Raw genomic sequence first — 13,787 nt, 5'->3', positions numbered from 1 at the left:
CTGCGGGCCCGCACCGATGCTGCACGGTGCGGGCCCGCTCCTTTGCGTGCGCTCGTTCGGCCGTGAAAGGCCCCCTTCACTACCCAGCTGATGTGGTTCTTGGGGTGCCCCAGGCCGCCGGTGTTCGTGCAGGCCAAGTGGGTCGCCCCACTCCGAGAAGCACTGTTGCGAAGGCGGAGGCACCCACCCCGAAAAGCGTTTAGTCCTCTGAATGCGGTACATGCACACGCAAGGACCGCATTCAGAGGACTAATCGCGCCGGGTGTGCGAATCAGGGCAGGGCGTTCAGGAACGGCTCGTGGGCGTTCTGGAACTCCCATCCGTAGTACCGGTCCCAGTTGATCGACCACGTCATCAACCCGCGCAACGCGGGCGAAGCGCCGCCACGCAAGGAATACGACCCGCATCCGGAGTTCTTCACCAGGCAGTTCAGCGCCGAATGCACCGCCGCCGGCGCGGTGTGCCCGTTGCCCGCGCTCACCGCGGCGGGCAGGCCGAACGCGATCTGGTCTTCACGCAGCCCGGGGAACCGGAACCCGGTCGAGGACACCGTGAAACCCGCCTTGATCATGTCGGTCATCGCGATGTGGAAGTCCGCGCCGCCCATGAAGTGGTACTGGTTGTCCAGCCCCATCACCGGCCCGGAGTTGTAGTCCTGGACGTGCAGCACGGTCAGCGCGTCCCGCATCGCGTGGATCACCGGAAGGTACGAGCCCGTCCGGTTGTCGGCGCCGCCGAGGCCGCCGTAGTACTGGTATCCGGTCTGCACGAAGAACGTCTCCGGCGCCATCGTCAGCACGAATCCCGCACCATAGCGAGCCTTCAACGTCTTCAGCGCCGAGATGAGGTTGACGATCACCGGTGTGGTCGGATTGCGGAAGTCGTTGTCACCGGAGTTGAGGTACAGCGAGTGCCCCTCGAAGTCGATGTCGAGCCCGTTCAGCCCGTACCGGTCGATGATCGCGGACACCGAACTGACGAACGCGTCGCGAGCGGCGGTCGTGGTCAGCTGGACCTGACCGTTCTGGCCACCGATGGAGATCAGGACCTTCTTGCCCTGTGCCTGCTTCGCGCGGATAGCGGCGATGAAGTCCGCGTCGCTTTCCACGGTCGGGCATTCCGCGACCGGGCACCGCGTGAAGCGGATGTCGCCGGAGGTCACCGAAGTCGGTTCACCGAAGGCCAGGTTGACGATGTCCCACGCCGCCGGGACGTCGGCCATCCGCGTGTAGCCGGAGCCGTTGGCGAAACTCGCGTGCAGGTAGCCGATCAGCGCGTGCTTCGGCAGCCCGGAGTCGACGCAGCCGGAGGTCGTGGCGCCCGCCTCCGTGGTCTTCGGCGACTCGCCCGTGCTGTTGTAGGCGGCCACCGAATAGCTGTGCGACGAACAGGCCGTCAGTCCCGAGATCGTCGCCGAGGTCCCGGTCACCGTCGCGACCACCTTGCCCGCCTCGTACACCCGATAGCCGGTCACCGTCCCCGCCGAGGCGCCCCACGAGAGCGCGATCGACGAGTTAGTCACCGTGCCCACGGCCGGATTCCCCGGTGACGGCGGCGCGCCGGGGGTGCCACCGCCGGGCCCGTCGAGGCTGATGTCGTCCGCGTAGTAGGTGCCCGACCCGTACCAGCCGTGGACGTACACCTCCGCCGTCGTCTGAGTGGCCGAAGTCGTGAACGACAGCGACAGCTGCGTGTAGGAGGTCGCCGCGGTCCAGGTCGACGGCCCGCCCGTGACCCCGAGGTACACCGGATTCCCGTTCACCCAGGCCGAAACCGCGTAGGTCGTGCTCGGCCGGACGGATACCGTCTGTGCGCATTTCCCGATCGTCGAGCCGGGCGTGACCGAAACGGCGTAACCGCCCGAACGGACCGGTGTGGTCACGGTCGCGCCCGCCGCGCAGGACCAACCGGACGTCGAACCCGCCTCGAAGCCGGGATTGAGGAGCAGGTTGGCCGCGCTCGCGGTGCCACCGCCGGTGATCAGGCCGGTGAAGACGAGCACCAAAACGGCCAGAAATGACAAGGATCTGGAACGCCTCATCGCGATTCCTCCGTGGAAGGGCGGCCTGCCGCCGCGCTCCGCTAATTGTCTAGACCAATCTGGCGAAAGTCCATACCCCGGCGGCACCAGGGTCCAAAGACCCGACCACTCCGGGCTGCTGTACCGGTGTGACGCGCGGACGCGCTCCGTAACGTCGAAGGGGCCAAACAGGGCTGGGGGCTTTCGGGAGGTGGGGACGATGGGAACGCACAGGGGCGCGCCGAGAACGGCCGATCCGGCGTGATGACCGTGTCCGAAGCGGTCCGCCCGAGGTATCAACACCGCCCGGGGGAGCCGGACGGCGAGCTGATCCGCGCGGCGATCAGCGGTGACCGGTTGGCCGTCGGAAACCTGCTGGCGCTCCTCCGGCCGATCGTGTTCCGGTACTGCGCGGGCAGGCTGGGCGTGGTGACCCGCGGCATCTCCGGCGCCGAGGACTGCGCCCAGGAGGTCCTGATGGCCGTCCTCGTTGCCTTGCCCCGCTACAGCTACCAGGACAACAGCTTCCTGCCGTACGTCTTCGGGATCGCGTCGCACAAGGTGGCCGACGTCCGCCGGAACCTCGCCCGCGACCCCTCCGCGCCGGTACCCGATCCGGAGCCCGAACCGAACGGGCCGTGGAACCCGACGTTCGAAGAGGTCGAGAAGGCGGATCGGGCCCGCCGGTTGTCGCGGTTGTTCGAGGTGCTCTCGGCGAAACAGCGTGACGTGCTGGTGCTGCGGGTGATCCACGGGTACAGCGCCGAAGAGACCGCCGGCGCGCTGGGCATGACGAGCGCCGGCGCGGTCCGCGTCACCCAGCACCGGGCCCTCAACGAACTGCGCCGGGTGCTGCGCGAGAACCCCGATTTCGCCGGCGGGTTCGCGATCTTCTAGACCGTGGGCTTGCGGCGTTGCGAGGCGTAGACGGCGGCGGCGGTGCGGCGTTCGAAACCGAGCTTGTGCAGCAGGGACGACACGTAGTTCTTGACCGTCTTCTCCGCCAGGTACAGCTTTTCCGCGATCTGGCGGTTGGTCAGCCCGTCGGCGATGTGGTCGAGCACCCGCCGTTCCTGCGGGCTCAGCTGTTCGTACCGCGGGTCCGGGAGTTCGCTCTCGCCGCGCAGCCGGTTCATCACCGACGCCGTCAGCGTGCTGTCCAGGAGCGATCCGCCCGCGGCGACCGTGCGGACGGCCTTGACGAGCGCGCCACCGGAGACCTGCTTGAGCATGTACCCCGCCGCGCCCGCCATGATCGCGCCGAACAACGCGTCGTCGTCCGAATAGGACGTCAGCATCAGGCAGGCGGGCGGCGGGTCGATCGACGCCCGGATCTCCCGGCAGACGCTGACCCCCTCGCCGTCCGGCAACCGGACGTCGAGCACCGCGACCTGCGGTTTGACCGCCGGGATCCGCACGTACGCTTCGGCGGCCGTGGACGCTTCGCCGACCACGGTGAGATCGTCTTCGGCCTCGAAGACCGTCTTCAGCCCGGTGCGGACGAGTTCGTGATCGTCCAGCAGGAACACCGAAATCGTCATCGCACACTCCCCTGTCGGGCCGGCAGCTCCACCGACCAGTCGAGCTTCGTCCCGCCTTCCGGCGCCGCTTCGACGGCGAACGAGCCGTTCCAGCGGGCCGCGCGTTCGGCCAGATTCGCGACGCCGCTGCGATGGCCGGGTTCGGCGGGCATGCCGACGCCGTCGTCCACCACCGAAAGTTTCAGCCACCGGCCATCGCGGTCGACGGAGACGTCGACCGAGACCGCGGTCGCCTCGGCATGTCTGACCACATTGGACAGTGCTTCGCGCAGGGTCGCGATGAGATCCGAGCGGACGGTGTCCGGCACGGCCGAGTCGAGCGGCCCGTCGAAGCCGACCCGGGGTTCCGACGCGCAGCCCGCGTCCAGCGCGACCCGCAGCAGCTCCGACCGGAGGCTGCCCTGCGCCTCGGCCGGTTCCTGCAACGAAAAGATGCTGTTGCGGATCTCGCGGATGGTGCGGTCGATCTCGTGCGCGAAGCTCGCCACGCGCTCGGAGACGGCGGGTTCACCCGCGAGCCTGCTGAGCCCCTCCAGGCCGAGCCCGATCGCGAAGAGCCGCTGGATCACCAGGTCGTGCAGGTCGCGGGCGATCCGATCGCGGTCTTCGAAGACGGCGAGACGCTGCCTGTCCTGCTGCGCGCGGGCGAACTCGACCGCGAGCGCGGCGTGCGCGGCGAAGGTCTCGGCGAGCTGGACGTCGTAGGCAGAGAACGGGGTCTTGTCGCGGAACTTGGCCACCAGCAGGACGCCGAGTTTCTCCTCGCCGACGATCAGCGGGACGGCGACCGTGGAATCCAGGTCCTTGATCATCGCGGGCATCGTGACGCCGCGGCCGCCCTGGTGCTCGATCACCTTGTCGCCGTACTCCCGGACCACGACGGGTTTGCCGCTCGTGTACGCCAGTCCGGTCGCGGTGCCCTCGGTCGGCACGGTGACCCCGGCGATCCGGTCGGCGTCCGGCCCCGGCGGCTCGACGATCTCGAAGACCAGCATCCCGTCACCGCGCGGACGGGCGACCGCACCCGCCGAACCGCCGGCGACGACGCGGGCGCGCTCGGCGATCAGGCGCAGGGTCGCGGTCAGATCCTGGTCGGTCAGGAGCGCGCCGGTGACGTGGTAGGAGGCTTCGAGCCAGCGCTCGCGCCGCTGCACCTGGTCGAAGAGGGCGGCGTTCTCGATCACCACACCGGCCGCCGCAGTGAGCGCGACGAGCAGGTCGTCTTCGGCGTCAGTGAACTCCGCACCGTCCGGTTTGCGGGCGAGGTACAGCATGCCGAAGATGCGGCCGCGCATCCGGATGGGCACCACCCGGGACTCGTCCTCGGACGGCGGCCGCTCCCAGGCATCGCCGAAGCGGATGAACTCGTCGGAGTCGAGCACGCTCAGCGCCCCGTACGGCGCGCCGGTCAGCTCGCAGGCGGATTCGACCATCCGCCGCAGGACGTCGGACAGGCTGAGATCGTGGGCGATCCCGGCCACGGCGTCCAGAATCCTGGGCACTTTGGCGTCGCTCGCCGCACTCACCCGCCGCACTGGCGTCACCGTCCCGGAGTACCGCCCCGGGCAGTGGGGTCAGGAATGACAGACGCGCCCGGATCGCTCATCTGGTGCGTCGATCACGGACAGTGCTTCGTTACCGCGAGCGCCGAGGATCCTCCGTCCGGTCACCGACTCGATCGGGATCCGGAGGTACCGGGAATCGGCCTGACCAGTCCAGCAGCCCAGCGGCAGGGTCTCCAACTCGGCGATCACGATCGGATCACGCACCTCGGCGGCGCGGCCGACGACGGTGACGAACCAGCCCGCCCCCAGATCCTTGGCGAACTCGTCGACGGCGAACGCCACCACACTGTCGAGTACGCCGGCGAACAGCGCGCTCTGTGACGGCGTCCGCACCACGATCGCGCCGTGGTGGAGCGCGAACCGCGCGGGCTGGATCGCCGGCATGGCCCGCGAAGTGAACACCACCCGGCCGAGCCCGGCGCCCGCGAGCAGTGCCAGGCACTGCTCGCGGCCGAGCGTCTCGAGACCCAAGGAGTCGGACATCGGCATCCCCGCGTTCTCGTCGTGTACTGCGTCGAGGTCCACGGTCCCCGGCTTACCGACTCGCCGGTAGGGCCAATGGACCCGGCCCGTGCGGGGGATGCCGGGTTACGCGTTCACCGCGTCCACCGGCTCGGGGAGGCGCTGTTGCGAAAGCCACTTTCGCAACGTTGAAGGTTGTGAAAGTGGCTTTCGCAACACGCCAGGTGTCGCCACCGCAAAAGCGGCGGGTCACGCCTTCGAGGTCAGCAGCACCACGGGGATCTCCCGTTCGGTCTTGGTCTGGTACTGCGCGTAGTTCTTGTAGTCCGCGGTGATCTTGGGCCACAGGCGGGCGCGCTGCTCGGCGTCGGCCACGCTCGCGACCATCGGCTTCGCGCTCTCGCCCTTCAGGGTGACCTGGACTTCGGGGTTGTCGCGGAGGTTGAGGAACCACGCCGGGTGCTGGTCGTCGCCACCCCGGGAGGCGACGATGACGTACGCGTCGCCGTCGCGCAGCGGCGAAGTCAGCAGCACGGTGCGCGGCTGGCCGGATTTGCGGCCGATAGTGGTCAGTTCCAGGACGGTCATCCCGGCGACCTGCCAGCCGGCGCGGCCACCGCTGACCTTCTGGATGACGCGGTGGACGGCGTTCATGGTCTTCAAGGCGAAATCGGAGGGCATGCGGAGAAGGCTACTCCGCTTTCGTCGCGACTTCGATTCCGTCCAGGAGAACGGCCAGCGAGAACTCGAAGGCCTCCCTCGCCTCCTGCTCCAGATAGGACACCGTCTCGTCCTCCATCCGGAACGCGTGCTCGCTCTCCATCCAGGTCAGCGTCGGGAAACGCTCGGCGAAATCCGGCGAGACCTCCTTCAGATGCGCGGAGCGCGCGTACCACCACTCGTCGTCGGATTGCCCCGTCATCTTTTCGGCCAGCCGCGCCTCCGAGGCCGTCCTGGCCGGCTCGCGCACGCACGAGTACAGCGCGCTGACCAGCCGCCGCAGCGCCCTCGGGGGCAATCCGGTCCGGCGCAGGATCTTCACCAGCGCCTCCAGGACGACATACTCGTTCGGCCCGAGCACCGGCCGCGCCTGCGAGACCTGAAGGACCCAGGGGTGCCGCAGGTAGAAGTCCCAGAGGTCCTCGGCCCAGCGCGCGGCGTCGGCCCGCCAGCCATCTCCGTCGTAAGCGGCCGGCACCTCGGCGAGCGCCGTGTCGTACATGAGATCGACGAGTTCGCTCTTGCTCGGGACGTAGGTGTAAAGCGCCATGGCCGTGCGGCCGAGCCGGTCTCCGACGGCCCGCATCGAGAGGCCCGCCATCCCTTCGGCGTCCGCGATGGCGATGGCGGTTTCGACGATCAGATCCACCGAAAGCCCCGGTTTGGGGCCGGGCCGCTCGGCGTCCGGCGTCTCGGTCCGCCACAGCAGAGCCATCGACCGACGGGGGTCTCCCTGCGCCGCGTAGACGACCACTTGCCAACTCCTTACAGCATAAACCAACCTCTGCTACCCTCACTTTACAGGCTAAAGAGTTCCAACCAGGGGAGAGCCATGCCTTCGGCCGCCGACAGCCACGACATGATCCAGGTGCGCGGAGCCAGAGAGAACAACCTCGCCGACGTCTCGGTCGACATCCCCAAACGCCGTCTCACCGTCTTCACCGGTGTCTCGGGCTCGGGGAAGTCGTCCTTGGTGTTCGGCACCATCGCCGCGGAGTCGCAGCGGCTGATCAACGAGACCTACACCGCGTTCATCCAGTCCTTCATGGCCCCGGTCGGACGGCCGGACGTGGACGCGCTGCGGAATCTGAGCGCCGCGATCGTCGTCGACCAGGAGCGGATGGGCGCCAACTCGCGGTCCACGGTCGGCACCGCGACCGACGCGCACACGATGCTGCGGATCGTCTTCAGCAGGCTGGGCACGCCGCACGTGGGGACGTCGGGCGCGTTCAGCTTCAACCTTCCCGAGGGGATGTGCCCCGAATGCGAGGGGCTGGGGAAGGTCTCCAGCATCGATGTCGACCAGCTCGTCGACAAGGAGCTTTCGCTCGACGAAGGGGCGATCACCGTCCCGAACTTCACGCCGGGCAGCTGGTACTGGAAGGGCCTGGCGGAATCCGGTTTCGTCGATCCCGCGGTCAAGCTGAAGGACTACACGCCTCAGCAGTGGGAAGACTTCATGCACAAGCCCGCCACCAAGATGAAGCTCGGCGGGATGAACACCACCTACGAAGGCCTCCTGGTGAAGGTGCAGCGGCTGTTCCTGTCGAAGGACAAGGAGTCGATGCAGGCGCACGCCCGGGCGTTCGTGGACCGGGCGTTCACCTTCCGGCAGTGCCCGTCGTGCGAAGGCGCGCGGCTCAACCAGGCGGCGCTGTCCTCGAAGATCGAGGGGCTGAACATCGCCGACTGCTCGTCGATGCAGATCGACGACCTTGCCGACTTCCTCCGCAAGATCGACGATCCATCGGTCGGGCCGCTGATGCAGACCCTGCGCGGCACCCTCGACTCGCTCGTGGAGATCGGCCTCGGCTACCTGAGCCTCGACCGTGAATCCGGGACGCTGTCCGGCGGTGAGGCGCAACGCGTGAAGATGGTGCGGCATTTGGGTTCCAGCCTCACCGACGTCACCTATGTCTTCGACGAACCGACCGTCGGGCTGCATCCGCACGACATCCAGCGGATGAACGGTCTGCTGCTTCTCTTGAAGGACAAGGGGAACACGGTGCTCGTCGTCGAGCACAAACCGGAGACGATCGAAATCGCCGACCACGTCGTCGACCTCGGCCCCGGCGCCGGGCCGAACGGCGGGCAGATCTGCTACACCGGCGACGTCGCCGGACTGCGCGCGTCCGGCACGCTGACCGGACGGCACCTCGACCACCGGGCCCGGTTGCGCACCGACGTCCGCGTGGCACGCGGGCAGATCCCGATCCGGAACGCGACCCGGCACAACCTGCGCGGGGTGGACGTCGACATCCCGCTCGGCGTGCTGACCGTGGTCACCGGCGTCGCCGGTTCGGGCAAGAGCTCCCTCATTCACGGTTCACTGTCCACAAGGGACGACGTGGTGGTGCTCGACCAGTCGGCCATACGCGGCTCGCGGCGAAGCAACCCGGCGACCTACACCGGCCTGCTCGACCCGATCCGCACCGCGTTCGCCAAGGCCAACGGCGTCAAGGCGGCCCTGTTCAGCGCGAACTCCGAAGGCGCCTGCCCGAACTGCAAGGGCATCGGGCTGATCTACACCGACCTGGCGATGATGGCCGGGGTGGCGACGGTCTGCGAGGAATGCGAGGGCAAGCGGTTCACCGCCGAAGTGCTGACGTACAAGCTGCGGGGCAAGAACATCAGCGAGGTCCTCGCGATGCCGGTCGCCGAGGCGCGCGAGTTCTTCCCCTCGGGGCAGGCGCGGACGATCCTGGACCGGCTGTCCGACGTCGGCCTCGGCTACCTCGGGCTCGGGCAGCCGCTCACGACGCTGTCCGGCGGGGAACGGCAGCGCATCAAACTCGCCATTCGGATGGCAGAGAAGTCGGCGACCTACGTCCTCGACGAACCGACCACCGGTCTGCACCTCGCCGACGTCGATCAGCTGCTGGGCCTGCTCGACCGGCTCGTCGACGACGGGAACACGGTGGTGGTGATCGAACATCACCAGGCGGTGATGGCGCACGCGGACTGGATCGTGGATCTGGGGCCGGGCGCCGGTTCGGACGGGGGTCAGGTGGTGTTCACGGGGACTCCCGACGAGCTGGTCGGCTCCGGTGACACGCTCACGGCACAGCACCTTCGCGCTTACGTGGGCCGCTAGCGCGCGCCATGAAAGGCCCCTTCATTGCAAATTTTGCAATGAAGGGGCCTTTCATAGCACTCGGGACCGACGCCGAACCGCTTCACGAGCGGCCACCGCACCGATAACCCCCAGCACCCCCAAAGCGACCCCCGAAGTCACCATCTCGACCGGCGAAGCCGCCAGCGGCGAAACCCCCGCGACCGATCGCCACCCCAACGAGCCGCACGCGCCGCCGTTCCGTCCAGTCCGCGAACCGCAGCAGCCAGGCGAGCCCCGGCACGATCAGGATCGCGTGCATCGCCACCGCGTGCAGCGGCTTCAGCGCGCCGGCGGTGGTGTACGCGGCCTGCGGGTTCCCGCCCCGCGCCGCCACGACACCGCTCGCGATCATGGCCGCGCCCGCGCCCAGCGCCACCAGCAGCGCGACAAGGCCGAACCGCACCGCGAGCCGCATACTCGCCGTGGTCTCCCCTTCGCCGCGCAATGCCGCGGCAGTGAACGACACCGCCGTCAGGATGATGACGCCACCGCCCGCCGCGAGGGTCGTGGAGACCGCGTTGTCGAAGCCGGTCTCGAAGTTGAAATGCGACGGCACCCCGCGCCAGGCCTGCATGCTCACCAGCGCCGTCTCGACGACGCTCGCTCCCGTGAAAACGCCCAGCAACACGTTCCGCACGCGCGGCCGCACCGCGACGTACGACGTCGCCCAGGCGACGGTGATCAGCGTCAGCCCGAACGTGACCGCCTTCCGCATCGACAGCGGCCCGGTCCACGAACCGCCGGACGCGACCAGCACGACCGCGTGCACGAGACCGCTGAGGAACAGGCGACAGACTTCATGCCGACGAGTGTCTTCCGCACCAAGACGAAAAGCGTCGGCCGTGGAGCGACACCGCGCGTACGCCCATCTACGTACCTGAGACGCGCCTCAGCGAGGACGGCGGTAGAGACCAATGGTCTGTTAGTCTGGCCGACATCATGTCCCGCATCCTTGTCCGCGTAGCCGTGCTCATCGCCGCTCTCGCCCTCCTGTTCGGAGTGCCGTGGTGGACGATCGTCGGCTCTCCGGAACTCCCGGCCGCACTCGAAGTCCTCGGCACGATCGTGTTCGCCACCGCCGCGGTCGCCGTCCCCGCGTGCATGGTCCTCGGCCACGGCCCGTGGCAGCGTGACCTCGCGGCGAAGATCGGCGACCTCTCCCTCGGGCTGATCTGGCTGCTGTTCTCCTTGTCGGTGCTCGGAAACGTGCTGCGGCTCGTGCTCGCCGTGTCCGGAGTGGACAGTGCGGCGGGAATCGTGTCCGGCGTCGTCCTCGTCGCCTTCGTGGCACTGGCGGCGTACGGGATGTTCGAGGCCCGGCGCGTGCCGAGGCTCAAGGAACTCGACGTCGTGATCCCCCGTCTCGGCGCGGGGCTCGACGGCCTCCGTTTCGCGATCATCACCTACACCCATTTCGGCCCGCTCAACCGGACGACGTGGTCGGAGAAGGTCGTCGAAGTGGTGAACGAGCTGGACGCCGACGTCGTGGCCCACGCGGGTGACCTCGCCGACGGTTCGGTCGCCAGACGCGCGCACCAGGTCGCGCCGCTCGGGAAGGTGCGGGCGAAGCTCGGCAAGTTCTACATCACCGGCAACCACGAGTACTTCGGCGAGGCACAGGCCTGGCTCGACCACATGCGCGACCTCGGCTGGGACCCGCTGCACAACCGGCACGCGAAGGTCCGCCAAGGCGGGGACACGCTCGTCTTCGCCGGCATCGACGACCCGACCGGCGCCGCGTCCGGCCTGCCCGGTCACGGCCCCGACCTCCCCGCCGCGCTCGACGGCGTCACCTCGGACACGCCGGTCGTCCTGCTCGCCCACCAGCCGAAGCAGGTCAAGCAGGCCGCCGAAGCCGGTATCGATCTCCAGATCTCCGGGCACACCCACGGCGGCCAGATCTGGCCGTTCCATCTCCTGGTCCGGCTCGATCAGCCCGTACTGGCCGGTCTTTCGCGCCACGGCGAGCGCACACAGCTCTACACGAGCCGCGGCACCGGCTTCTGGGGACCGCCGCTGCGCGTCTTTGCGCCGAGCGAGATCACCCTCCTGACCTTGCGAAACGGCAAGTAGTCACCTGGTCGCGACACCTCCGGCGGCGCGCCGGGCACCACCGACAATTTTTTTTGTCTTGACAATCGAGACTTTCGGAGCGAGAGTTTGTGCCAACACACCCGCCGCCCCGAAAGGCCGAACGATGACCATCACCGCCGCCCGCACCCACGTCGCACTGCCTGCCCGCGCCCTGCTCGCGTGCGGCGCCGCCTCGGGCCCGCTGTACTTCCTGACCACGCTCGTCCAGGCCGCCGTCCGCGACGGCTTCGACTTAACGAAGCACCCGGCGAGCATGCTGAGCAACGGCGGCGCGGGCTGGATCCAGGTGACGAACTTCCTGGTCTCCGGCGTATTGGTGATCGCCGGAGCGATCGGCCTGCGCCGGACGCTCGAACCGGGCAGAGGCAGCACGTGGGGACCGCGGCTGCTGGGCGTCTTCGGCGTGAGCATGCTCTTCGCCGCGGTCTTCAAGGCCGACCCCGGCAACGGCTTCCCGGTGGGTTCCGGCCCGGGCACCATCAGCACCGCGGGCGTCCTGCACATGGCCGCCGGCTCGATCGGTTTCCTCTCGCTGATCGCCGCGACCTTCGTGTTCGCGAGCCGCTTCTCCCGTGAGGGCAACCGCGGCTGGGCCGTCTACTCCCGCGTTATCGGCATCGCGTTCTTCGCCTCGTTCGCCGGGATCAGCTCCGGCAACGCGAACGCCGTCGTGATGCTCGCCTTCTGGACCACCGTGATGCTGGCCTGGGGCTGGGTCACCGCCGTCATCCTCCGCACGAACCGCTGAACACCTCCAGGAGAATCACCGCCATGAACACCGTGACCTCGCAAGACGGCACCACCATCGCCTACACCCGCACCGGCTCCGGCCCTGCCGTCATCCTGGTCGACGGCGCGATGTGCCACCGCGAGTTCGGCCCGGCGACGCCGCTGGCCGCCGAACTGGCCGCGCACTTCACCGTCTACACCTACGACCGCCGCGGCCGCGGCAAAAGCGGCGACACCGAGCCGTTCTCCGTCGCCCGCGAAGTCGAGGACATCGCGGCCCTGCTCAAGGAAGCGGGCGGGACCGCCCACGTCTACGGGATCTCTTCCGGCGCCGCACTCGCCCTCGAAGCCGCGAAAGCCGGGCTGCCGATCACGAAACTGGCGGTCTACGAGTTCCCGCTGGTCGTCGACGCCACCCGCCCGCCGGTCCCGGCCGACTACGCCGAACGGCTGGAGAAGGCCATCGCCACCGGCAAGCCCGGCACCGCGATCAAGACCTTCATGCGGGAAGGCGTCCGCGTCCCGGCTCCGGTCGTGTTCATGATGCAGTTCATGCCCGCCTGGCCGAAGCTGAAGAAGGTCGCGCCGACCCTGCGCTACGACGCCGCGCTGTTCGACGGTCTGCACGACGGTGCCCCGCTGCCCGAGGGCCGCTGGGCGAGCGTTTCCGTGCCGACGCTGGTCATGGACGGCGGCAAGAGCCCCGCGTGGATCCGCAACGGGGTCGCCGCGCTGGCGCAGGCGGTGCCCGGCGCCGAGCACCGCACGATCGAGGGTCAGACGCATATGCTCAAGCCGAAGGCCATTGCCCCGATACTGATCGAGTACTTCACCGACTGACGGAGCGCTCACGATGATCGAACTGGTCGAAGGCGACATCACCGAACAGCAGGTCGACGTCGTGGTAAACGCCGCGAACTCGTCACTGCTCGGGGGCGGCGGGGTGGACGGCGCGATCCATCGCCGCGGCGGCCCGGAGATCCTCGCCGAATGCCGGGCACTGCGCGCGGGGCACTACGGCAAGGGACTGAAGACCGGAGAGGCGGTCGCCACCACGGCGGGCCGCCTTCCGGCGCGCTGGGTGGTGCACACCGTGGGGCCGGTGTGGTCCGACACCGAGGACCGCTCCGCGCTGCTGGCGGCGTGCCACCGCAACTCGCTGCACGTCGCCGCCGATCTCGGCGCGCACACCGTGGCGTTCCCCGCGATCTCGACCGGGATCTACCGATGGCCGGTCGAATCCGCGGCGGAGATCGCCCTCGAGACGGTGGTGACCACGCTCTCGGCCGGGTCGTGTTCGGTGGAGCTGGTGAGGTTCGTGCTCTTCGGGAAGGCGGCCTACGACGTGTTCCGCGAGCAAGCGGAGGCGATGGGCTTGGGTGGGTCGTGAGTGGTTTAGGTCGCTAGAACGACATGTGCTGTTTCAGGACCTCACGGACAGATGTGTTTCAGGACTTGTCGGACAGTTTGGTGTTGAGTGGTTGGTAGCGTACTGCTCGGTTGAGGGTGAGCTGGCGGGCGATGGTGTCGCCGATCATGAT

Annotated in this window: 12 protein-coding genes and 1 pseudogene; 6 read left to right on the top strand and 7 right to left on the bottom strand. The window is 68.5% G+C overall.

All coding sequences use genetic code 11. From position 1 onward, the window contains the following. Positions 1–271: 271 nt before the first annotated feature. The gene (locus ACLJQ7_RS25545) at positions 272–2,041 is read right to left on the bottom strand and encodes a chitinase (RefSeq protein ID WP_410650694.1); all 1,770 of its coding nucleotides are present in this window, start codon (positions 2,039–2,041) and stop codon (positions 272–274) included. Positions 2,042–2,284: 243 nt separating this feature from the next. Here ACLJQ7_RS25545 and ACLJQ7_RS25540 point away from each other — a divergent pair, with 243 nt between their 5' ends. Further along, positions 2,285–2,917 (top strand): sigma-70 family RNA polymerase sigma factor, encoded by a 633-nt coding sequence (locus ACLJQ7_RS25540; protein WP_410650693.1) that lies wholly within the window; start codon positions 2,285–2,287, stop codon positions 2,915–2,917. On the opposite strand, the gene ACLJQ7_RS25535 is transcribed toward ACLJQ7_RS25540, so the two are convergent. The 5 genes from ACLJQ7_RS25535 to ACLJQ7_RS25515 all read right to left on the bottom strand — a co-directional run bounded on the left by ACLJQ7_RS25535 (position 2,914) and on the right by ACLJQ7_RS25515 (position 7,062). After that, positions 2,914–3,561, bottom strand: coding sequence for a response regulator (locus ACLJQ7_RS25535; protein ID WP_410650692.1), 648 nt, complete (start codon positions 3,559–3,561; stop codon positions 2,914–2,916). The genes ACLJQ7_RS25540 and ACLJQ7_RS25535 overlap by 4 nt on opposite strands. Continuing rightward, a complete protein-coding gene (locus ACLJQ7_RS25530) occupies positions 3,558–5,105 on the bottom strand; it encodes a GAF domain-containing protein (protein WP_410650691.1) in 1,548 nt (515 codons plus the stop codon). The genes ACLJQ7_RS25535 and ACLJQ7_RS25530 overlap by 4 nt, the downstream gene beginning before the upstream one ends. A 30-nt stretch (positions 5,106–5,135) precedes the next feature. After that, entirely contained in the window at positions 5,136–5,615 is a 480-nt protein-coding gene (locus ACLJQ7_RS25525) for a pyridoxamine 5'-phosphate oxidase family protein (RefSeq protein ID WP_410650979.1), read from the bottom strand. Positions 5,616–5,837: 222 nt separating this feature from the next. After that, positions 5,838–6,269 carry a nitroreductase family deazaflavin-dependent oxidoreductase gene (locus ACLJQ7_RS25520; RefSeq protein ID WP_410650690.1) on the bottom strand — a complete coding sequence of 144 codons (432 nt, stop codon included), beginning with the start codon at positions 6,267–6,269 and terminating at the stop codon, positions 5,838–5,840. A 10-nt stretch (positions 6,270–6,279) separates the two neighbouring features. Further along, positions 6,280–7,062, bottom strand: coding sequence for a TetR/AcrR family transcriptional regulator C-terminal domain-containing protein (locus tag ACLJQ7_RS25515; protein WP_410650689.1), 783 nt, complete (start codon positions 7,060–7,062; stop codon positions 6,280–6,282). A gap of 78 nt (positions 7,063–7,140) precedes the next feature. Here ACLJQ7_RS25515 and ACLJQ7_RS25510 point away from each other — a divergent pair, with 78 nt between their 5' ends. Then, positions 7,141–9,402, top strand: a complete 2,262-nt coding sequence (locus ACLJQ7_RS25510) for an ATP-binding cassette domain-containing protein (protein WP_410650688.1) — start codon at positions 7,141–7,143, stop codon at positions 9,400–9,402. Positions 9,403–9,453: 51 nt separating this feature from the next. Here ACLJQ7_RS25510 and ACLJQ7_RS25505 read toward each other — a convergent pair. Next, positions 9,454–10,210: pseudogene (locus ACLJQ7_RS25505) on the bottom strand (hypothetical protein). Between the two features lie 152 nt (positions 10,211–10,362). On the opposite strand from ACLJQ7_RS25505, the gene ACLJQ7_RS25500 reads away from it, so the two are divergent. From ACLJQ7_RS25500 to ACLJQ7_RS25485, 4 genes are all read left to right on the top strand, one after another. Further along, the gene (locus ACLJQ7_RS25500) at positions 10,363–11,496 is read left to right on the top strand and encodes a metallophosphoesterase (RefSeq protein WP_410650687.1); all 1,134 of its coding nucleotides are present in this window, start codon (positions 10,363–10,365) and stop codon (positions 11,494–11,496) included. A 124-nt stretch (positions 11,497–11,620) separates the two neighbouring features. After that, positions 11,621–12,265, top strand: a complete 645-nt coding sequence (locus tag ACLJQ7_RS25495; protein WP_410650686.1) for a DUF998 domain-containing protein — start codon at positions 11,621–11,623, stop codon at positions 12,263–12,265. A 23-nt stretch (positions 12,266–12,288) separates the two neighbouring features. Then, positions 12,289–13,086 carry an alpha/beta fold hydrolase gene (locus tag ACLJQ7_RS25490; RefSeq protein WP_410650685.1) on the top strand — a complete coding sequence of 266 codons (798 nt, stop codon included), beginning with the start codon at positions 12,289–12,291 and terminating at the stop codon, positions 13,084–13,086. 13 nt (positions 13,087–13,099) lie between these two features. Next, positions 13,100–13,636, top strand: a complete 537-nt coding sequence (locus ACLJQ7_RS25485) for an O-acetyl-ADP-ribose deacetylase (RefSeq protein ID WP_410650684.1) — start codon at positions 13,100–13,102, stop codon at positions 13,634–13,636. The last annotated feature ends 151 nt before the right edge of the window (positions 13,637–13,787 follow it).

The organism is Amycolatopsis sp. cmx-4-54, from assembly GCF_046548895.1.
Taxonomy (GTDB): domain Bacteria; phylum Actinomycetota; class Actinomycetes; order Mycobacteriales; family Pseudonocardiaceae; genus Amycolatopsis.
This window is presented reverse-complemented; position numbering and strand designations above follow the sequence as displayed.